17 protein-coding genes are annotated in these 21,030 nt (G+C 67.9%); 10 read left to right on the top strand and 7 right to left on the bottom strand.

Annotated elements, in window-relative coordinates:
- Positions 1 to 178: 178 nt before the first annotated feature.
- The 3 genes from G4D83_RS41425 to cglE all read left to right on the top strand — a co-directional run bounded on the left by G4D83_RS41425 (position 179) and on the right by cglE (position 3,349).
- Complete coding sequence (locus G4D83_RS41425) at positions 179 to 472, top strand: hypothetical protein (protein WP_163870467.1); 294 nt, start codon at positions 179 to 181, stop codon at positions 470 to 472.
- Positions 473 to 523: 51 nt separating this feature from the next.
- The gene (locus tag G4D83_RS41430; protein ID WP_163870468.1) at positions 524 to 2,581 is read left to right on the top strand and encodes a TonB family protein; all 2,058 of its coding nucleotides are present in this window, start codon (positions 524 to 526) and stop codon (positions 2,579 to 2,581) included.
- Between the two features lie 165 nt (positions 2,582 to 2,746).
- A complete protein-coding gene (cglE, locus tag G4D83_RS41435) occupies positions 2,747 to 3,349 on the top strand; it encodes an adventurous gliding motility protein CglE (protein WP_163870469.1) in 603 nt (200 codons plus the stop codon).
- 146 nt (positions 3,350 to 3,495) lie between these two features.
- Here the strand turns inward: cglE and typA are convergent, their stop codons facing one another.
- From typA to G4D83_RS41450, 3 genes are all read right to left on the bottom strand, one after another.
- A complete protein-coding gene (gene typA, locus G4D83_RS41440) occupies positions 3,496 to 5,343 on the bottom strand; it encodes a translational GTPase TypA (RefSeq protein WP_163870470.1) in 1,848 nt (615 codons plus the stop codon).
- 213 nt (positions 5,344 to 5,556) lie between these two features.
- Positions 5,557 to 6,498 carry an alpha/beta fold hydrolase gene (locus G4D83_RS41445; protein ID WP_163870471.1) on the bottom strand — a complete coding sequence of 314 codons (942 nt, stop codon included), beginning with the start codon at positions 6,496 to 6,498 and terminating at the stop codon, positions 5,557 to 5,559.
- Positions 6,495 to 8,078, bottom strand: a complete 1,584-nt coding sequence (locus tag G4D83_RS41450; protein WP_163870472.1) for a sigma 54-interacting transcriptional regulator — start codon at positions 8,076 to 8,078, stop codon at positions 6,495 to 6,497. The genes G4D83_RS41445 and G4D83_RS41450 overlap by 4 nt, the downstream gene beginning before the upstream one ends.
- A gap of 107 nt (positions 8,079 to 8,185) precedes the next feature.
- Between G4D83_RS41450 and G4D83_RS41455 the strand changes: the two genes are divergently transcribed.
- From G4D83_RS41455 to G4D83_RS41475, 5 genes are all read left to right on the top strand, one after another.
- Entirely contained in the window at positions 8,186 to 9,178 is a 993-nt protein-coding gene (locus tag G4D83_RS41455) for a cation diffusion facilitator family transporter (RefSeq protein ID WP_163870473.1), read from the top strand.
- Positions 9,179 to 9,289: 111 nt separating this feature from the next.
- Entirely contained in the window at positions 9,290 to 10,327 is a 1,038-nt protein-coding gene (locus G4D83_RS41460) for a hypothetical protein (RefSeq protein ID WP_163870474.1), read from the top strand.
- A gap of 27 nt (positions 10,328 to 10,354) precedes the next feature.
- Positions 10,355 to 10,912 carry a 16S rRNA (guanine(966)-N(2))-methyltransferase RsmD gene (gene rsmD / locus G4D83_RS41465; protein ID WP_163870475.1) on the top strand — a complete coding sequence of 186 codons (558 nt, stop codon included), beginning with the start codon at positions 10,355 to 10,357 and terminating at the stop codon, positions 10,910 to 10,912.
- Positions 10,913 to 10,957: 45 nt separating this feature from the next.
- Positions 10,958 to 11,440: a pantetheine-phosphate adenylyltransferase gene (gene coaD / locus G4D83_RS41470; RefSeq protein WP_163870476.1), complete on the top strand. Its 483-nt coding sequence runs from the start codon at positions 10,958 to 10,960 to the stop codon at positions 11,438 to 11,440.
- Positions 11,441 to 11,491: 51 nt separating this feature from the next.
- Positions 11,492 to 12,682 (top strand): pyridoxal phosphate-dependent aminotransferase, encoded by a 1,191-nt coding sequence (locus G4D83_RS41475; RefSeq protein ID WP_163870477.1) that lies wholly within the window; start codon positions 11,492 to 11,494, stop codon positions 12,680 to 12,682.
- Positions 12,683 to 12,736: 54 nt separating this feature from the next.
- Here G4D83_RS41475 and G4D83_RS41480 read toward each other — a convergent pair whose 3' ends face one another.
- The gene (locus G4D83_RS41480; RefSeq protein WP_163870478.1) at positions 12,737 to 13,606 is read right to left on the bottom strand and encodes a hypothetical protein; all 870 of its coding nucleotides are present in this window, start codon (positions 13,604 to 13,606) and stop codon (positions 12,737 to 12,739) included.
- A 150-nt stretch (positions 13,607 to 13,756) separates the two neighbouring features.
- Between G4D83_RS41480 and carB the strand changes: the two genes are divergently transcribed.
- Positions 13,757 to 17,011: a carbamoyl-phosphate synthase large subunit gene (gene carB / locus G4D83_RS41485; RefSeq protein ID WP_163870479.1), complete on the top strand. Its 3,255-nt coding sequence runs from the start codon at positions 13,757 to 13,759 to the stop codon at positions 17,009 to 17,011.
- A gap of 103 nt (positions 17,012 to 17,114) precedes the next feature.
- Here the strand turns inward: carB and G4D83_RS41490 are convergent, their stop codons facing one another.
- Positions 17,115 to 18,032: an SDR family NAD(P)-dependent oxidoreductase gene (locus G4D83_RS41490; RefSeq protein ID WP_240357108.1), complete on the bottom strand. Its 918-nt coding sequence runs from the start codon at positions 18,030 to 18,032 to the stop codon at positions 17,115 to 17,117.
- A gap of 260 nt (positions 18,033 to 18,292) precedes the next feature.
- Between G4D83_RS41490 and G4D83_RS41495 the strand changes: the two genes are divergently transcribed.
- The gene (locus tag G4D83_RS41495) at positions 18,293 to 19,450 is read left to right on the top strand and encodes a fatty acid desaturase family protein (protein WP_163870480.1); all 1,158 of its coding nucleotides are present in this window, start codon (positions 18,293 to 18,295) and stop codon (positions 19,448 to 19,450) included.
- A gap of 68 nt (positions 19,451 to 19,518) precedes the next feature.
- Here the strand turns inward: G4D83_RS41495 and G4D83_RS41500 are convergent, their stop codons facing one another.
- A complete protein-coding gene (locus tag G4D83_RS41500) occupies positions 19,519 to 20,082 on the bottom strand; it encodes a deoxynucleotide monophosphate kinase family protein (protein ID WP_163870481.1) in 564 nt (187 codons plus the stop codon).
- On the bottom strand, positions 20,079 to 20,999 hold the full coding sequence (locus tag G4D83_RS41505; protein WP_205522847.1) for a viperin family antiviral radical SAM protein: 921 nt from the start codon (positions 20,997 to 20,999) through the stop codon (positions 20,079 to 20,081). Before G4D83_RS41505 ends, G4D83_RS41500 begins: the two co-directional genes overlap by 4 nt.
- Between the last annotated feature and the right edge of the window lie 31 nt (positions 21,000 to 21,030).

Genomic DNA, 21,030 nt, shown 5'->3' on the forward strand with positions numbered 1-21,030 from the left:
CGGCAGGGATGACAGGGCAGGGGGGAAGTTTTTTCCATCCTCCAGGCCCCCACGTGGAAGGCGGCGAGCAAGTTCCATAGGATTCAGGGACTTGGATTTGGATCGCCCCGTGCAAGGACTCGCGGGAACCTCTTCGAGAACCCGCTGTCACACCCGAGGAAGCAACAGGAGGTTGGGTATGAGGCGTCTGGCATCGACGGTGACGGTGGTGGGGCTCTTGTTCATTGCGCCGGCTGCGGTGGCGCAGGACGAGGGCCCATCGAAGGACACGGTGAAAGTCATCCAGGAGGAGGACCGCACGGTCTTCCGGAAGAAGACTGTGATTGATTTCACCGATGTCGCGGTGGAGGGCGAGCTGACGAAGCCTGAAGGCTCATACGTGCTCCACCGCAAGAAGACGGACTTCCAGAGCCTCATCAAGGTCCGGGAGAACTTCGACCCGGAGCTTCAGAAGTCAGTCGACAACCTCTAGCGGCGGCGGTCAGGCGTTTTCGGGAGCGGAAGGGAAGAAGGAAGAATCCTCATGGCGGCGGCGAAGAAAAACGGCTTGACCCTTCGAATCACGGGGCCTGATGGCTCCACGGTGGAAACCGTTTCGGAGGCGGAGAGCGTTATCGTGGGGTCGGGCGCCCAAGCGGCGGTGAAGATTCAGGATCCGCGGGTCTCCAATCTCCATGTGATGCTCAAGGTAGACAAGGATGGCTCGGTAACGGCCATCGACCTCGGGAGCGAGGGTGGCACGGAGGTGAGCGGCCAGAAGCTGGTCATCCCCACGCCACTCAAACCCGGGGACGTGCTTCGCGTGGGCGGCACGCGGGTGGAGGTCCTCTTTGGAGGCGACCCACCCGAGCGCCAGGCTCCCGCGGGGGCCAAGGTATCGGGACCGCGCTTCCAGGGCTCGGTCACCCAGCGGGCGCCGACACCGGTGCCCATGGCGGTGCCTCAGGTGGTGACACCTCCCTCGGCGGGAGGCGGCACCACGCAAGGAGGGTTCGTCTTCACGAGCCCTCGTCCGAACCCGGCCCAGGCCGTGGGCGGACTGCGCACCGAGCGCGTGACACCGCCCGCGGTGAATCGCGTGGGGCCTCCACCTCCGCCTCCGGCGGCTCGCGTGGAACGTCCTGCTCCGGTGCCGCACGCGCCGCCCGTCACCGTGGCGCCCCGGCGCGCGGTGCTTCCTCACCTGCAGGAGCAGCTCCCGCCGGAGGCGATGCCCACGGCTCGGGAGAAGGTGCTCCAGGTGTCGATGCTGTGGGGCGACACGCTGTTGTCGGTGCAGCACTTCAAGGACGGCGTCCCCGTCACCATCGGCGAGGGGAAGAAGAACTTCTTCCACGTCTATGCGCCCTCGGTGGGCAAGCGGTACGAGCTGGCGGTGAGCCGTGGGGACGTGCTGGAAGTGCACGTGCCGGCGGGCTCGGGCGCCATCGTCACCGAGCGTGGGAACGTGAAGTCGAAGGACGCGCTGCGCGCGGCGGGGCAGCTCACCGGGACGGCGGAGGACAAGGAGCAGGTCTTCAAGCTGGGCCTGCATGACCGCGTCGAGGTGTCGTTCGGTACGGTGGCCTTCGTCGCGCGGTACGTGAAGCCGTCGCCGGCCATCGCAGCCAACGCGCTGGTGGAGGCGGACTACACGTTCTTCAAGATCACCACCATCTGCCTGATGGCGGCCGTGGCGGTGGTGCTGGCCATGGCGTTGACGCCGCGCGCGGAGCGGGCGCCGCACGACGACATCTTCGAGTCCCAGCAGCGCGTCGCGAAGTTCCTCGTCACCCCGGAGAAGAAGCTCGAGGCGAAGAAGCTCCAGCTCCAGGGCGTGGAGGAGGGCGCGAAGGCGAAGGACGAGGAGGGCAAGTTCGGCAAGGAGGACGCGAAGCAGGCGGAGGCGGCTCCGTCCAAGCCCGGCACGCCCGTCGTCGACAAGTCGAAGAAGGAGAAGGACCGCCAGGTGGTGGGCAAGGTCGGCCTGCTGGGCGCGTTCAAGGGCATGAAGGGTGGCGCCTCGGACGTGTTCGGTCCCGGCGGCTTCGGCACCGGCCTGAACAACGCGCTGGGTGGCCTCAAGGGTGGCGCGGCCATGGGTGATGCTCAGGGCGTGGGTGGCCTGGGCTCGCGTGGCGCCGGCACCGGCGGTGGTGGCACGGCCATGGGCATCGGCGGCCTGGGCACCAAGGGTGACGGACGCGGCGCGGGCGGCTCGGGTGGCATCGACCTGGGTGGCCGCGGCAAGTCCATCACCAAGGTGATTCCTGGCAAGACGACGGTGGTGGGCGGCCTGGACAAGGACGTCATCGCCAAGGTCATCCGGCGCCACCAGAATGAAATCAAGTACTGCTACGAGTCGGAGCTGAACAAGGAGCCGAGTCTGGCGGGCAAGGTCGCGGTGGCCTTCACCATCGACCCGGCGGGGGCGGTCTCCGACGCCACCATCTCCGAGTCGACGCTGGGCAACTCCAAGGCGGAGCAGTGCATGATTTCCCGCATCCGCCGCTGGAAGTTCCCGGAGCCCAAGGGTGGCGGTGTCGTGGCGGTGACGTATCCGTGGATGTTCTCGCCGGCGGGTTCCGAGGGCGAGGGGTAGCGGACGCGAGCGCTGTAGAGAGTGCCTGACTGTCTCTCAAGTGGCGTGGACGGAACGGTCCACGCCACTTTCATTTCAGCCCCGGATTGCCGAAGTGAGGGGGGCGTCATTAACGTCGTTCGCCACTTCCGGTTGGACCGGGAGGGCGCCGCGTGGGGAGGACCCGTGAAGAAGTCCCAGCTGGTTGCCGCGCTTGTGTTGCTGTCGTCTCCGGCCCTCGCGGCCACGCCCCCGGAAGGGGTGGACTTTCAGCCGCGCCGCGGCTTCTACACGGACACGAACATCGGCGTGTTCTTCACCGTGGGCGGGGAGAACGCCTACTCGAACGCGCAGACCTACCTGCAGCTCGGGGTGGGCTACGACTTGACGGAGCGCATCTCGTTGGGCGCGCACTTCGGCATGGGCTCGTCCGCGCAGAACTGCTTCGCGGGCTACCTGCCCGGCACGGAGACGTGCGCGCTCTCCGACAACTTCACCATGCAGTTCCTGGACGTCACGGCCGCGTACCACGTGCGGCTGATGGACCGGCTGTACCTGACGCCCAAGCTCGTCGCGGGCTACACGCGGATGGACCCGGCGCCGGTGGACCCGGACGAGGGCGACCCGGGCCGCGCCGTCAGCTCGCCCAACGCGGGCGTGGGCGTGGGGCTGGAGTACGCCACGGGCATGGACCACTTCTCCGTGGGCGCGGACCTGCTGGCCCGCTACGTCATCGGCCCCAACATCACCTCCTTCGCCATCTTCCCGAAGGTGAAGTACACGTTCTGAGAAGCACCCCGAGGCAGGAGCCCGCAGGCCGCGAGTGACTCGGACCCGCCCGTCCCCTTGAGCCCGGACGCACGAAGGGCCCGCTCCCAGATGAAGGGGAACGGGCCCTCGGTGTTTTCTACACCGGCCTGAAGCCGGCGTCGGGACTACTCGGCGTCGGCAGCGCGCTCTTCACGCTTGCGGTCGCGCTCGGCGCGGTAGCGCTCGCCCACGGCCAGCGCCTTCTTGCGCATGCGCACGGACTTGGGCGTCACCTCGACGAGCTCGTCGTCGGCGATCCACTCCAGGGCCTTCTCCAGCCCCATCTCGCGGGGCGGGACGAGGATGACGTTCTCGTCGCGGCCGGCGGCGCGGATGTTGGTGAGCTTCTTCTCGCGGCAGCAGTTGACGTTCAGCTCGGACGGGTGAGCGTGCTCGCCGATGATCATCCCCTCGTACACGGTGATGCCGGCGGGGACGAACAGGTAGCCGCGCTCCTGGATGCTGAACAGCGCGTAGGGCACGGTGTCGCCCAGGCGGTCCGACACGATGGCGCCGTTCTGCCGCTTCGGGATGTAGCCGAACCACGGCTCGAAGCCGTCGAACTGGCTGCTCATGATGCCCTCACCGCGCGTAATCGTGAGGAACTCCGAGCGGAACCCGATGAGGCCACGAGCGGGGATGCGGAACTGGAGGCGGGTACGCCCCGAGCCCAGCGGCGCCATGTCCGACATGCGGCCCTTGCGAGGCCCCATGCGCTCCGTCACGACGCCGACGCTGGTTTCCGGCACGTCGCAGAACACCAGCTCCATGGGCTCGTGCAGCACGCCGTCGATGTGCTTGGTGATCGGCTCCGGGTTGGAGGCGGTCAGCTCGTAGCCCTCGCGGCGCATGTTCTCGATGATGACGGCCAGCGCGAGCTCGCCACGGCCGACGACGCGGAACGCGTCAGGCGTTTCGGTGTCCTCCACGCGCACGGCCACGTTGCGGTAGGCCTCGCGGTACAGGCGCTCACGCAGGTTGCGGGAGGTGACGAACTTGCCTTCCTTGCCCGCCAGCGGCCCGTCGTTGACCTTGAAGATCATCATCATCGTGGGCTCATCCACGGTGATGCGCGGCAGCGCCACGGGCTTCTCCGGGTCGCCGAACGTGTCGCCGATGGACACGTCCTCGATGCCGGCGATGGAGACGATTTCTCCGGGGCCCGCGTCCTGGATTTCGACGCGCTTCAGGCCGGAGAAGCCGAACAGCTTGACGATCTTCCCCTGCTCGACCTTGCCACCCTCGCGCACGACGGCGACGGGCATGTTCGGCGTGAAGCGACCGGCCTGCACGCGACCCACCGCGAGACGGCCGACGTAGTCGTCGTAGTCCAGGTTCGCCACCAGCAACTGCGGCGTCTTCTCCTCCGACGCGGCCGGGGGCGGGATGTGCTTGATGATGGCGTCGTACAGCGGCTCCAGCGTCTTGCCGGGCACGTCGAGCGACGTCGACGCCTGACCCTGACGGGCCACGGTGTACAGGACGGGCATCTCCAGCTGCTTATCGTCCGCGCCCAGGTCGATGTAGAGGGAGTAGACCAGATCCAGCACTTCGGGAGCGCGCGCGTCCTGACGGTCGATCTTGTTGATGACCAGCACCGTCTTCAGGCCCATGGCGAGCGCCTTGGTGAGCACGAAGCGCGTCTGGGGCAGGGGACCTTCAGCGGCGTCCACCAGCAGGATGACGCCATCGACGAGGCGCAGACCGCGCTCCACCTCACCACCGAAGTCGGCGTGGCCCGGGGTGTCGATGATGTTGATCTGCATGCCCTTGTAGCTGACCGCGGTGTTCTTCGCGAGGATGGTGATGCCCTTCTCGCGCTCGAGGTCGTTGGAGTCCATCACCCGTTCGGCGACGTGCTCGTTGCTACGGAAAGTGCCCGCCTGCCGCAGCAGGTGATCGACGAGCGTGGTCTTGCCATGGTCGACGTGGGCGACGATGGCGACGTTACGGATGTTTTCGCGAGGAATCATACGAACCAAACTGAGGTGAATGGCGGGGGGGAAGCCGCGTTGTGGACAGGTCTCCCGATCCCCACCGGAACCCGGAAGGCGGGGGCTTATATGCCGTGAGTGCGGCTCCTGCAATGAGCGCGGACGCTCCCCGGACGTTCAGTCAGGGGGTACATCCCTCCCGACGGGCTAAAGGCCGGGTATCCGGGGCATCTCGTCACCCCGGTGTCACTCTCAGGAACGGGCCGTGGAGGAATTCCGTGCCCGTGAGTCCCCAGAGCTGGCGGTGGAGGGCATGCCCAGCCGCTCGCGGAGGAAGCGTTCGACCCGGACCTCGATGAGTCCCGGGGCCTCCAGGGGGGCGGTGTGGGTGCCGTCGGGGATGAGGACCAGCTCCGCGTCGGGAATCCGGGAGGCCATCTTCCGGGACAGCCAGCCCGGGGTGAACTTGTCGCGCTCACCGGCGACCACGAGCGACGGGACGTCCACGTGGAGCAGGTGGTCCCAGGCGGAGTGCTCGGACAGCGAGTCGAGTGTCCGCACGAATACGACGGGGTCCATGCGGGCCAGGTGCTCGAAGTAGGGCGCTAAATCATTGCGGGCAATGCGCTCGCGGTTCATCTCCAGGGTGATGGCGAGCTGCACCGCCAGCTCCGTGCGCAGCGCCGCGTGGATGAGCCGGGCGGACTGCTCGGGAAAGCGCTCCACCACCCTGCGGAGGGTGGGGAACATCTTCTTGAGCACGGTGGAGTCGTGGAAGGTGTCCAGTGGGTTGCCGTAGCTGCCACACAGCAGCACCAGGCCCTGCACGCGGCTGGCGTAGCGGCGGTGGAACTCCAGCGCCACCTGCACGCCCATGGAGTGGCCGAAGAGGACCGCGCGCTCCATGCCCGCCGCGTCCATCACCCGCTGAAGGTCATCGCAGGTATACAGCATCCCGATTCGCTCGCGGTCCTCGGGGATGCCGGAGCGGCCATGGCCCCGGTAGTGCCAGCGCAGCACGCGGTGGTGCCGGGAGAGGTAGGGCGCCAGGTACTTCCACGCGAAGCCGTCGCAGCCCAGGCCGTCGCACAGCACCACGCCCGGCTCGCCGTCGCCGGTGACCTGGTAGTACAGCTCCGCGCCGTCCGGGACGTGCAGGTAGTCCTGGTGGAAGTAGACGGCCTCCGCCTTCATGCCTCGGCCTCCGCCTCTTCGTCCTCGGGCAGGCCCCGGTCCAGCCCGTAGCGGGCGATCTTGAGGATGAGGTTGGAGCGGCTGATGCCCAGCTCCCGCGCCAGCCGGCTCTTGTTGTTGCGCGTGCGCACGAGGCCCTGGTGGATCATCTCCCGCTCCAGCGCCTCCACCGCCTCGTGCAGCCGGCCGTGCGCGCGCGGAGGGATGAACGGGCCGCCGCCGGGGATGACCGCGTCGCGGATGCGGCTGGACAAGAGCTCCGCGGGCAACATCTCCAACTCACCACCGAGCACCAGCAGCCGCTCGATTTCGTTCTCCAGCTCGCGGATGTTCCCCGGCCACGCGTAGGCGCCGAGGATGGCCAGGGCCTCGGAGGCCAGGCCCCGCGTGCGCTGGCCCTCGCGGTGGTGCTTGCGCAGGAAGTGGTCGATGAGGACGGGCAAATCATCCCGGCGCTCACGCAGCGGAGGGAGCTGCAGGCGGATGACGTTGATGCGGTAGAAGAGGTCCTCGCGGAACTCGCCCCGCTTCACCATCTCCCCCAGGTCCTTGTGCGTGGCGGCGACCACGCGGACGTTGACCTCCTTGTGGTGCGTGCCGCCCACGGGCAGGAAGGTTCCCTCCTGGAGCACGCGGAGCAGCTTCACCTGGAGGGCGGGGGACATGTCGCCCACCTCGTCCAGGAAGAAGGTGCCGCCGTCGGCCACCTCGAACAGGCCTTTCTTGTCGCGCAGCGCGCCGGTGAAGGACCCGCGCGTGTGGCCGAAGAGGGCGCTCTCCAGCAGGTTGTCGTTGAAGGCGGAGCAGTTCTGAACCACGAAGGGCTGGTCCTTGCGCGGCCCGTTGTGATGGATGGCGCGCGCCACCAGCTCCTTGCCCGTGCCCGACTCGCCGTTGATGAGCACGGTGGAGTCGGAGTTGGCCACCTTCTCCATCAGCCGGAAGATCTCCATCATCGGCCCGGAGCGGCCGATGATCTTCTCGAAGCGGTAGCGCTCCAGCGCCTCCTGGGACGGGGGTGGAGGCAGCTCATCGCGCCGCGCCATCTCCGACTCGTGGGTGGCGATCTCCTGCGCCGCGAACTCCAGCAGGTCGGACAGCTTCGCCAGCTCCGCGCCGTCCAGCACGGGCACGCGCTCGTCGGCGCGGTCCAAATCCGAGAAGGGCGGGGCGAACTGGAGCAGCCGCGAGCGCAGCACCTCCACGTCGCGCGCGTTGAGCAACTGGCGGGCGAAGCCCTCGACGAAGAGACAGCCCGCGTACTCGTTGTCCACGTAGAGCGGCGCGCCCACGATGCTGAAGTTGAGGTGGCAGTCGTGGAAGAGCGAGCGGCGCATCTTCTTGTTCCCGCGGAACTTCTCGTGCAGCACGCGGACCGACTGGCTGCAGCGCCGCAGTCCTTCCTTCGAGAAGAGCGAGATGCGGCAGAACGGATTGGGGGGCGGGGCAATGTCCCCACGCTGCCACTCGTGCACCACGCCGTGTCGGTCCGCGAAGAAGAGCTCCATCTGCCACCACTTGCGGATGACATCTCTCAGCATGATGATGGTGTGCAGGCTCTGGTGCTTTTCGAAGTCCATCCCTACCTCCGTCCGGCCCGCGCACCGGGGAGGGAACCGGGCCGTCGGAATCGTGTTTCACGCTTCTCATACCTCAGGAACGGCCTGTATCCGCACTCCTCTCTCCCGTGACTACCTCCACTCACACTCGCGGGGCAGGACATGGGCATGACCACGACCACGGGCATGACCACGGCCACCATCATCACGGGCACGGGCATGGGCATGGTCCTCGGAAGGGCGGGTTGGCGGAGGAGCGACGGAAAGACCGCAGTCGGCTCATTTTCGCGCTCGTTCTGACAGCGACCATCGCCCTGGCGGAGGCTGTGGGAGGTTGGCTGACACAGTCGCTGGCCCTGATGTCCGACGCGGGCCACATGCTGACGGACGTGTCGGCGCTGGGCCTGAGCCTGGTCGCCCTGTGGTTCGCGGGCAAGCCGGCGGACGTGAAGAAGACGTACGGCTACTACCGGATGGAGATTTTGAGCGCGCTGCTCAACGGGGTGCTGCTGCTGGGCATCACCGGCTTCATCCTCTACGAGGCCTGGGAGCGCTTCCATACGCCCATGCCGGTGAAGCTGGGGCCCATGGCCATCGTCGCCACGGTGGGCCTGGTCGCCAACCTGGGCGCGCTGGGCTTCCTGCACAGCACGCACTCGATGAACGTCCGGGGCGCGTTCCTGCATGTGCTCGGGGACACGCTGTCCTCGGTGGGCGTGCTGATTGGCGCGGGCATCATGGCGCTGACCGGCTGGTTCGTGGTGGACGCCATCATCTCCGCGGTCATCTCGGTGGTCATCGTCGTGGGCGCGGTGCGGCTGGTGCGCGACGCGGTGGACGTGCTGATGGAGGCGGTGCCCTCGCACGTGGACATGCCGCAGGTGAAGGAGCTGATGCTGCGCGTGCCCGGGGTGACGGCGGTGCATGACCTGCACGTGTGGACCATCTCCAGCGGCGTGTACGCGCTCTCCGCGCACCTGGTGGTGCTGGACCCCATGGTCTGCAACAACGACGAGATTCTCTCGGCGGTGAAGCATGACCTGTTCGACCGGTTCGGCATCGACCACACCACCATCCAGATCGAGAGCGAGACCTACGCCCACCTGGGCGAGGTCCACTGAGCGGGCGCCTGGCCGACCTGCCCTCGCGGGTGGGGGCCGCGTAGCGCAACGGACGCTCCCTCAAGCTTCACCTTGCACTGGGACGCGTGCGCGGACGATTCTCCGCGCCCCATGAGCGTGCTGGACAAGGTGCTGTCATTGCGACCCGGCAACACGGTGGCCCGAGTGGGTCCGGGCTCGCGCATTCCGCTGCTCAACCCCCGTGAGCCGCTGCGCGCGCTGGAGCGCGTCCCGGTGGCGCTGCCCTGCCTGCCCGTCCAGGCCAAGGGCGCGCTGCCCGGGCTGCTGCGCGCGGCGCGCTCCGAGGACACCGTCCTGGGCCTGGCGTGTCCGCACCCCACCGCGGACCGGGGCGCGGCGGAGCGCTTCGTCGCGGCGGTGCACGAGGCCGCCGTGGAGGCCGAGCACTCCCGGCCGCTGTTCCTCCAGGCCGGGCCCGTGCGCGTAGTGAAGGCGGACGAGGACTCGCTCGGTCCACTGCGCGAGGGCATCTTCCGCGTGGTGGACGCGGGCTTCTCGCTGGTGTCGTTGGACCTGTCGCGGCTGGACTCCTACGCCGCGGTGGAGGCCGTCAACGCGCTGGCGGGCCCCGTGACGGAGCGGGAGCTGTCCCTGGAGCTGAGCGCCCCGGCGCCGGGCCACGGCGGCCTGCTGGACGCGTACCGCTCGCTCCTGGAGGGCCTCAAGCAGTGGAAGGTGCCGGTGCGCTTCGTGCGCGTCTCGGAGCGGGACCTGGGCGGCGGCGAGCCGGACGTGGGCATGCTGCGCTCCGTGGTGGACCTGGCCGCCGAATACGGCGCGGTGGTGTGCGTGGGCGACGTGCGCGAGGGCTTTCCCCGGACGCTGCCCACCTACGTCGCGGCGGGCGCTCGCAAGGTGGACTGCATCGGCCCCTTCGAGCGGCTCGCGCTGGGCTCCTGGTCCGCGGACCTCCGCGCGAGCGTGGAGGAGAAGGCGGCCGCCTCTGGTGTGGCGGCGGGGGAACTCTTGAGCGTGCTGGAGGACAGCCTGCCACCCCTGGAGCCCAAGGCGCGGGAGCGGCTGGAGGCGCTGTCGTTCGCGGAGGCCTCGGAGGTCTTCGCCGCGCTGGGCGCGGTGGGCACGGGCGGCTCGGTGATGCGCTTCCTCGCGGAGAACCGGGGCGAGTAGCCGCCGCGCGGTGTAGAAGGGCCGCCTATGCGAATCGTCTCAGGCTCCGCGAAGGGCAGGGCCATCGCCGGTCCCAAGTCCACGTCGCTCCACATCCGCCCCACGGCGGACCGCGTCCGGGAGACCATCTTCAACGTGCTGGGCCAGTTCCTGGACGGCCAGAAGGTCCTCGACTTGTACGCGGGCACCGGCGCGCTGGGCCTGGAGGCCCTGTCCCGAGGCGCGGGGAGCGTGGTGCTGGTGGACCAGGACCGGGAGGCCCAGGCCCTGTGCCGGCAGAACACGGACGCGCTGGGCTTCGCCAGCCAGGTGGAGCTGCTCGCCCAGCCCGTCGTCCGAGCGCTCGAGTCCCTGCGCCGCCGCAACGAGCGCTTCGAGCTCATCTTCGCGGACCCGCCCTATGCCGCGCGCGTCGTGGAGACGGTGCTGGAGGGGGTGACGGGGGCGACGCTGCTGGCGCCGAGCGGGATGCTGGTGGTGGAGCACGACAAGAGGGAGAGCGCTCCGGATGCCCATGCGGGGCTGACGCTGGAGGACCAGCGCCGGTTCGGCGACACCCTGGTGAGCTTCTACCGGGCGCCCTGACCATTGCTTGACCGGCATCCGGGGCCGTTCGAGACTCCCTGGCACATGCCGGTCGCCATCTACCCAGGTTCGTTCGATCCGCTCACCAACGGGCACCTGAGCCTCATTCAGCGCAGCCTGAAGATGTTCGACAAAGTCATCGTCGCCATCGCGGTGAACCCGAAGAAGACGCCGCTCTTCACCGAGGACGAGCGGCGCGACTTGATTCGCGACGCCGTGAAGGACCCGAGGGTGGAGGTCGACGCCTTCCACGGTCTGCTGGTGGACTACGTCAAGCGCCGAGGGGTGAGCGTCATCGTCCGCGGGCTCCGGGCGGTGTCGGACTTCGAATACGAGTTCCAGCTCGCCAACATGAACCGCAAGCTGGCGCCCACGGTGGAGACCGTCTTCATGATGACGGGGGAGGACTACTTCTACATCTCCTCTCAGCTCGTTCGGGAGGTCGCTTCGTTCAACGGCGACGTCACGGGGCTGGTGCCGCCCAACGTGCACGACGCGCTCAAGGCGAAGTTCGCGCGGAAGACGTAGCCCGCTTCGAGGCACTTGTCGGGCCGGCGCCGCCGCGCTACGCATTCGCGCATGAAACTCGCCCGTCGGCTCCAGGCCATCAAGCCGTCTCCCACGCTCGCTCTCAACTCCCGCGCCAAGGCGCTCGCGGCCCAAGGCGTGGACGTGGTGGCCCTGGCGGCCGGCGAGCCGGACTTCGACACGCCGGACTACATCAAGCAGGCGGCCATCGACGCGCTGAAGGCCGGCTTCACCAAGTACACGGCCACGGCGGGAATCCCCGAGCTGCGCGAGGCCATCTGCCGCAAGCTGGAGCGCGACAACGGGCTGCGCTTCACGCCGGAGCAGGTGCTCGTCACGTCCGGTGGCAAGCAGGCGCTCTACAACTTCTGCCAGGCGGTGCTGGACGAGGGGGACGAGGTCCTCATCTTCTCTCCGTACTGGGTCAGCTACCCGGACATGGTGCGGCTCGCGGGGGCCACGCCCGTCATCGTCGCCACGCGTGAGGAGGACGGCTTCGCGCCGGACCCGGACGCCATCCGCCGGGCCCTCACCCCGCGCACGCGCGCCGTCTTCATCAACAGCCCGGGCAACCCGACGGGCGCGGTGTACTCGCGCGCCGCGCTGGAGGGCATCGCCGACGCCGTGCGCGGCCATGACTGCCTCATCGTCACGGACGACATCTACGAGAAGCTCCTCTACACGGGCGAGCGGCTGGGCATCAGCGACGTGGCGCCGGACCTGGTGCCCCGGCTCGTCGTCGTCAACGGCATGAGCAAGGCGTACTCCATGACGGGCTGGCGCATGGGCTATGCGGCGGGGCCTCGGCCGGTGCTGTCCGCGATGCAGTTGGTGCAGGACCAGTCCACCTCCAACGCGTCATCCATCGGCCAGAAGGCCGCGTTGGCGGCGCTCCAGGGACCGCCGGACACGATTGCCGCCATGGTGACGGAGTACCGCGCGCGAAGGGACTACTTCGTGGGCGGCCTCAACGCGCTGGACGGCGTGCGCTGCCGGATGCCGGAGGGGGCCTTCTACGCGCTCGCGGATGTCCGGGGGCTCTACGGTCGGCCCTACAAGGGCAAGGCGGTGACGGGCTCCATTCAGTTGTCGGAGATCCTCCTCGACGACTTCCGCGTCGCCGCCGTGCCGGGAGACCCGTTCGGCGCGGAGGGGTACATCCGCATGAGCTTCGCCACGTCGCGCGAGGTGCTCGGCAAGGGGCTCGCGCGGCTGGGCGAACTGGTCCAGGCGCTGCGCTGAAGCCCCGGCCCGTTTCTCCCCGGCGGGCCCGAGAGGGTGTCGCCGGGGTGGGGCTCAGTCCGTGTAGGCGAAGGCGCGGTACTCGCCGCCGTACGGCTTGTAGAGGAAGACACCGGCGCGGCCGGAGAGGTTGCCCACGGCGACCCAGATGTCCTTCATGTTGCGCAGGTCCAACCCGAGCCGGGCGGGGGCCTTGCCGTACTTCTTCTCCATCTCCTCCAGCGTCATCACTTCCACGTCGTAGAGGTTGACCAGGTCCGTTCGCTTGAGGCGCAGCTGCTTCACCCACGCGGCCACCAGCTCCTCGGGCGTGGCGAAGCGCTTCTCCTCGAGCTGGAACGGGTAGAACAGCTCGTTGGCGGTGCTGCGCACATCACCCGTCAAGAGGCACTGGAAGAGGAAGCGCGCGCTCGTCTTGATGTCGCTCAGCTTCACCTCCGTCGCCGACATCGGCGGCGCGTCCGAGATGACGGGCGGGGGCACCACCATGTCGGCGGGCTTGATTGCCGGGGGCGGAGCGGGTGTCGGCGCCGTGGCTGTCGTGGGCGCGGCCGTCGTGGGCGCGGCCGTCGGAGCCGCGGCCGTCGTGGGCGCGGCGGGCTTGGGCGCGGAAGGCGGCGTCTCGGCGGGCTTGGCCGGCGCGGGGGCCTTCTCGGCGGTGGGCTTCGGCGTGGGCGCCGGAGTCTCGGCGGTGGCGGGCTTGGGGGCCGGAGGCGCCTCGGCGGGCCTGGCCTGGGCGGGGGCGCTCTCGGTGGGCTTGGGCGCGGGAAGCGGGTCGGCCTTCACGGGCGCCTGGGCGGCGGGGGCCTGGGCGGCGGGCTCAGGAGCGGGCGAGGGCGCGGCGGCGGGCTCGGGCGTCTCCGGCGCCTGGGCGAGCGCGGGGGCGGAGAGGGAGAGGATGAGGGCCAGGGACCAGCGACGCATGCGACCTCCGAGGACGGGCGGAGCGTAGCAGAGCCTGGGCACCGGGCGTCTGGGAGTCGGCTGGGAGAACCGGGCGTCCGGGCGTCCGGACGTCACGTGCCACATAACATCCGTGCATGCGGAGTCAGACGTTGGTATTGGGGCGCCCCGATGCCTAAGCGTACCGATATCCGCAAGGTTCTGGTGATTGGCTCGGGCCCGATTGTCATCGGCCAGGCCGTCGAGTTCGACTACTCCGGTACTCAAGCCATCAAGGCTCTCCGGGATGAAGGCGTGGAGGTGGTGCTGCTCAACAGCAACCCCGCCACGGTGATGACGGACCCAGAATTCGCCTTTCGCACCTACATCGAGCCCATCACCGTGGACGCGGCGGAGCGAATCATCGCCGCCGAGCGGCCGGACTCGCTACTGCCGACGATGGGAGGGCAGACGGCGCTGAACCTGGCCAAGGCCCTGGCCGAGCAGGGCATCCTGGAGAAGTACGGGGTGCGCTTGATTGGTGCCTCGCTGGAGGCCATCAACAAGGCCGAGGACCGGAAGCTCTTCAAGGCGGCCATGCAGAAGATTGGCGTGGCGCTGCCGAAGAGCGGCTACGCGACGACGCTGGCGGAGGCGATGGCGCTGGTGGAGGAGATTGGCTTCCCGTCCATCATCCGCCCCTCGTTCACGCTCGGCGGCACCGGCGGTGGCATCGCGTACAACCGCGACGAGTTCGAGAGCATCTGCCGCTCGGGCCTGAAGGCGAGCCCCAACTCCACCATCCTCGTGGAGGAGAGCGTGCTCGGCTGGAAGGAGTACGAGCTGGAGGTGGTCCGCGACACGGCGGACAACGTCATCATCGTCTGCTCGATTGAGAACCTGGACCCCATGGGGGTTCACACGGGTGACTCGATCACGGTGGCGCCGGCGCAGACGCTGACGGACCGCGAGTACCAGCGGATGCGGCAGGCGTCGCTGGCCATCATCCGGGAGATTGGCGTCGACACGGGTGGCTCGAACATCCAGTTCGGCATCCACCCGAAAGATGGCCGCATGGTGGTCATCGAGATGAACCCGCGCGTGTCGCGCTCCAGCGCGCTGGCGTCGAAGGCGACGGGGTATCCCATCGCGAAGATCGCCGCGAAGCTGGCGCTGGGCTACACGCTGGACGAACTGCGCAACGACATCACCCGTGACACGCCGGCCTCGTTCGAGCCGACGCTGGACTACGTGGTGGTGAAGATTCCGCGCTTCAACTTCGAGAAGTTCCCGCACGCGGACCGGACGCTGACCACGAGCATGCGCTCGGTGGGCGAGGTGATGGCCATTGGCCGCACCTTCCCCGAGGCGTACATGAAGGCGCTGCGCTCCATGGAGTTGGGGCGTGTGGGGCTGGAGCCGCCCGAGCTGCCCGCGGAGAAGGAGGAGCGCGAGAAGGTGCTGCGCGAGGCGCTGCGGATTCCGCGCCCCGAGCGGCCCTGGTTCGTGGCCCAGGCGTTCCGCGAGGGCCTGACGGTGGACGACGTGCACGCGCTGTCGCACATCGACCCGTGGTTCCTGCGCTACATCGAGATGTTGGTGCGCGAGGGCCAGTCCATCCAGGAGTACGGCCGGTTGGACCAGCTTCCGGACGAGGTGCTCCGGCAGGCGAAGGCGCACGGCTTCTCCGACAGCTACCTGGGCAAGCTGCTCGGGTATCCGGAGGAGGAGGTGCGGGCGCACCGGCACGCGCGCAACATCCGTCCCGTGTTCAAGCGGGTGGACACGTGCGCCGCGGAGTTCGAGGCCTTCACGCCGTACCTGTACTCGACCTACGAGGAAGAGGACGAGGCGCCGCCGACGGACCGCCAGAAGGTGCTCATCCTGGGCAGCGGGCCCATCCGAATCGGCCAGGGCATCGAGTTCGACTACGCGTGCGTGCACGCGGCCTTCGCGCTGCGCGAGGCCGGGTACGAGACGGTGATGGTCAACTGCAACCCGGAGACGGTGTCCACGGACTACGACACGTCGGACCGGCTCTACTTCGAGCCGCTGACGATTGAAGACGTGCTGGAGGTGTCTCAGCGCGAGAAGCCGGTGGGCGCGATTGTCCAGTTCGGCGGCCAGACGCCGCTGCGAATCTCGGTGCCGCTGGAGAAGGCGGGCCTGCCGATTCTGGGCACGTCGCCGGACGCCATCGACCGGGCGGAGGACCGCGAGCGGTTCAGCAAGCTGATTGAAAAGCTGGGGCTGACGCAGCCGGAGAACGGGGTGGCGCGCAGCCACGCGGAGGCGTTCAAGGTGGCCGAGCGCATCGGCTATCCGGTGATGGTGCGTCCCTCGTACGTGCTGGGTGGGCGCGCGATGGAGACGGTGTACGACGCGTCCAGCCTGGAGCGGTACATGCGCGAGGCGGTGAGCGCGTCGCCTGAGCACCCGGTGTTGATCGATCGCTTCCTGAAGGACGCGATTGAGGTGGACCTGGACCTGGTCGCGGACCGGACGGGCGCGGTGATGATTGGTGGGGTGCTGGAGCACATCCAGGAGGCGGGTGTGCACTCGGGTGATGCCGCGGCGACGCTGCCGCCGCACTCGCTGCCGCCGGACCTGGTGGAGCGGATGAAGGACCAGGCGATTGCGCTCGCGCGGGAGTTGGGCGTGGTGGGCCTGATGAATGTGCAGTTCGCCATCCAGGGGAAGACCATCTACATCCTGGAAGTGAACCCGCGTGCGAGCCGCACGGTGCCGTTCATCTCGAAGGCCACGGGTGTGGCGATGGCGAAGATCGCCGCGCTGTGCATGGTGGGCAAGACGCTGAAGGAGCTCAACGCGACGTCGGAGCCGGAGATGAAGCACGTCGCGGTGAAGGAGAGCGTGTTCCCCTTCGCGCGCTTCGCGGGCGTGGACGTGATTCTCGGGCCGGAGATGAAGTCGACGGGCGAGGTGATGGGCCTGGCGCAGGACTACGCGTCGGCCTTCGCCAAGAGCCAGCTGGCGGCGGGGGTGAAGCTGCCGAAGAGCGGCAAGGTCTTCATCTCGGTGAAGGATGACGACAAGCCGGCGGTGGTGGACCTGGCGCGGCGGCTGAGGTCCATGGGGTTCTCGCTCATCGTGACGGCGGGGACGCACAAGTACCTGGCGACGAAGGGAATCGACGCGCAGGTGGTGCAGAAGGTGAAGGAGGGCCGGCCGAACATCGTCGACAAGATTGTCGATGGGGAGATTGTGTTGGTCATCAACACGACCTTCGGCAAGCAGGAGATCTCCGACAGCTTCTCCATCCGTCGTGAGGCGTTGATGCACTCGGTGCCGTACTACACGACGGTGCAGGCGGCGCGCATGGCGGTGGGCGCGCTGGAGGCGCTCAAGCGCACGGACCTGGAGGTGAAGCCGCTGCAGGAGTACCTGGGCATCACCAGCACGGTGCCGGGCAAGCCCCGGCGGTAGGACGCGCTTCGGGATGTTCCGAACGGCCCCGTTCCCTGGGTGGGAGCGGGGCCGTTTGCGTTTGGGCCCGTGTCAGCTTGACGAGGACACGCGGTGGTCAACGCTACTTCGCGGCGCGGTTCATCATGTCCCAATAGCTGTGCAGGCCACGGATGTGATTGCCACCATCGACGCAGATGGTCTCCCCGGTAATCCAGGCGGCATCCTCGCCGCACAGGAAGGAGACGACGCCCGCGACGTCCGCCGGCATGCCGCAGGCCTTGCCCAACGGTGTCCGGGCGAGGAACTCCTGTCCCATGACCTCGATGAGCCCCACGCTTTCCGCCAGTGGCGTGCGAATGACTCCAGGCGCCACCACGTTCACCCGGATTCCATGACGCCCGAGCTCCGACGCGGCGACCTTCGAGAGGTTGGCGAGTCCGGCCTTGGAGGCGCAGTAGTGCGCCAGGCCATCCGTTACCGCGATCTGGTTCAGGGAGGAGATGTTGACCATCACCCCGGGCTTCTGAGCCTGGACGAGCGCCCGCCCGAAAGCCTTCATGAAGAGGAAGGGCCCCCTCAGGTTGGTGGCAATCACCTGGTCGAAGTCTTCGTCAGGGAGCTCGAGCAATGGAGCCAGCGTCGCAGTCCCGGCGTTGTTCACCAGAATCCCCGGCAAGCCCAACTCGCGCGTGGCGACGTCGATTCCCCGGGCGACATCCTCCGCCCGGCTCACGTCACCCTCGAAGGGCACGGCTCGCGCACGGCCCTCGAGAATGCGATTGAGCTCCCTGGCGGTTTCCTCCACCTTCGCGCCAGTCCGACCAAAGAGGAGCACATTGGCTCCATCTCGCATCAAGCGCTCGGCGATGCCTCGGCCAATGCCCTGTGCGGCTCCGGTTACGATCGCGCTGTTCGATATGAGCTTCACGTTGTCCCCTGCCTGGTTGTTGAACTTCCAGTCTAGGCTGGAAGTCGAGATTCGCGACCCGTGAGAGGAATAAGCGGAGTGGTACGGAACGCGGACGCTAACGGGGCGCACCCCTGATTCCCAAACGCCAGGCCTCTACAATGTCTGGCGTCAAGGTCGGCATTGGCACTGCATCGTGGCTTGATTCTCCAGGGCAAGGGATTGCGCTGGGACCCGAGGACTCCAGCCTTCTGGCCGTGGGGCCGGGCCCCACACGGTAGGTACAGGCCTCAGCGGCGTGGTCGGAAACGCTTCCCGATGTACCCTCTGGCGGCTACCGTTGACGCGTTGCTCCGTCCCCCGTCCGACGCCTCGTCCGAGGAGCCCGCCGCATGTCGTCGTCCTTGCCCCCCGCCTTCAACCCCGCGTCCGTGGACGTGGAGGGTTTCCATCGAGAGCTGAAGGCGTTGCGGCAGGAGATCGACGCGAACCTGGGGGAAGCGGACGCGAAGCACCTCCGTAAAATCGAGCGCTGGGGCCGTGTAGGCACGCTGCTGGGCATCGCCACCTGCTGGCTGGCCCCCAACCCGTTCAGCGCCGCCGCGCTCAGCCTGGGCCGCTCGACGCGCTGGCTCCTGATGCATCATGTGGGACACCGGGGCTATGACCGTGTCCCGGGCCTTCCCGCGTCACGGACGGGCAAGGGCTTCGCCAAGGGCGGCCGGCGCTACCTCGACTGGCTCGACTGGATGCTGCCCGAGGCGTGGGTCTTCGAGCACAACGTCCTGCACCACTCGCACACCGGCGAAGACGCGGACCCGGACCTCCTGGAGCGCAACGCGGAAGGCACGCTGCGCAACCCGTCCCGGCCGCTCGCGCTGCGCTACCTCCAGCTCACGCTGCTGGCGCTCACCTGGCGCGCCTCGTACTACGCGCCCGAGACGCTGAGCGCCGTGCGCCGCAAGGGCCGCCGTGACGGTGGAGCCCTCACGGGGGCCGAGTGGAAGGAGCTGCTCCTCCAATGCTACCTGCCGTACGCCGCCGTGCAGTTCGTGCTCTTCCCCGCGCTGTTCCTCGTCATCGGCCCGTGGGCGGCGTTCAGCGCGTTCTGCAACTCGTTGATGGCGGACGTGCTCACGAGCGTCCACACCTTCCTCGTCGTGGGTCCCAACCACACGGGCGAGGACCTGTACCGCTTCGACGACAAGCCCGCGAACAAGGGCGAGCGTTACATCCAGCAGGTCATTGGCAGCGCGAACTACCGGACGGGTGGAGACCTGAACGACTTCGCGCACCTCTGGCTGAACTATCAGATTGAACACCACATCTGGCCCGACCTGCCGATGCTCAAGTACCGCGAGGTCCAGCCGAAGGTCCGCGCCCTGTGCGAGAAGTACGGCGTCCCCTACGTGCAGGAGAGCGTCTGGACGCGCGTGCGGAAGATGGTCGACGTGGTGGTGGGGAAGCGGTCCATGCGGAAGCTCGCGCCCCGTGAGCGCTCGGAAGCGCCCGTGGCCGCCGAGGCGGAGCTCCAGGCCCACGTGGCTTGAACGGGCTGTTGCTCGTGAGGGGCGTCGACTCCCGTGGGATTCGACGCCCTGGCCTTCCTGGCTTCAGCTCAGGGACGGCTGGCGCCCTCGAGGATGTGGAGCACGGTGTCGTACAGAGCCCCGGGGGAGGAGTCGTTCCTCAGGACAACGTCGAACGAGGATCGATCTCGCTCCTTGAGTTCCATCTCGGTGCTGTGTCGAGCCAACGCCCCAGGAGCTCCAGCCCCTGGGCGCTCGATGAGCCAGATGGAGGCGCCCAGCTCTCGTGCCATCCGCCATTCCGCCTGGGTCCGCAAGTCGGTGCAGACGACACGTCCTCCTGAACGCAGGATGGCTTCGACTCGAAGCCGGAAGGGGCGCAGCCAGACTTCGGAGTCCAGCTCCACGCAGGCCTGTCCGAATCGTTGATACAGCTCCCGAGGCATCCTCCCGAACCGAGGGTCGACTTCATTGCGCCGCTCACCCCAAAGCTGTGCGGGGTCGAGCTGGAGCAGGCCCATCAACGTCCACTTGATCGGGTCCGCGAGGGCCACTCGCTCGTAGCCATGCTTCGTCGCGAGAAAACCACCCAATGTGTCCTTGCCCGATCCGGAGACACCCGAGAGGCAGATGAGGCTGGGAGGCGTGCTCATGACTCACCTCGGAAGTCATAGGCGCCGTTCCGGCCCTCGAAGCGCTCTGGGTAGAAGCGAACCTGAGCCCATGCGGCGTCGAGTCCTCGATGGAGGATGGGCTCGCTGTAGTGATGTCCGCCGTCGACGTTGTCGAAGAAGCGACCCGCGGGGTCGACCATCGCGTAGCTGCCACGCATGTCCTCGTTGTCTTCCGGGACCAGGAAGATGCCGTCGTGCTCCAGTGAGCGGTGACGGTCGACGAAGGCGTTGAAGTCCTCGAGGTCGCAGCGAAGTTCCTCCACCTTGCCCGAGTTCTGTCCCGCGACGCTGAGCACACGCAACAGCTTCCAGCGCTCGGGCTTCAGCTTTCGGAGGAAGGCCACCTGGTCTTCGCCCGCGTTCAGGTTCGTGACGACCGTGTTGACCTTGAGGCGCATTCCCGCGCCACGGACTCGTTCGGCGATCAACTGGTACTCTGCGGGCGTCAGCGCCTTCCTATCGACGGCGCGCCCCATGGCTGCATGAGTGTCGGGCGACACGCTGTCGATGCTCAGCGTCACCCAGTCGACGACACCCCGCAGGCGTTCAACGGTGGCGGCGTCCAATTTGCTGCCGTTCGTCACCAGATTCGTGGTCGCGCCTCGTGCCTTGGCGGTGGCCGCGAGCTCTGGCAACCAGCGGCAGAGCAACGGCTCGCCTCCCGCGAAGGTGATCTTCTCGAAGCGGCTGGCCAACAACTCCACCACTCGCAGCGCGGCGTCCTCTGGGAGATGTCCCTTGGGAACCACGTCCCTGCGGACGTCCTCGAAGGTGGCGAAGCAGAACCTGCAACGCATGTTGCACGGCTGCCACAGGTGGAAGTTGACGGTCGGCGGCATCGCCTTGGGGGCGGCCGTCAGCGCGAGGGACTGTGTTGCGGAAGTCTGCGGGTCCATGAAGCCTCCAGATGCCGCCCGCGTTGGGCGG

Source organism: Myxococcus eversor, assembly GCF_010894455.1.
In the GTDB taxonomy this organism is placed as follows: Bacteria; Myxococcota; Myxococcia; order Myxococcales; family Myxococcaceae; genus Myxococcus; species Myxococcus eversor.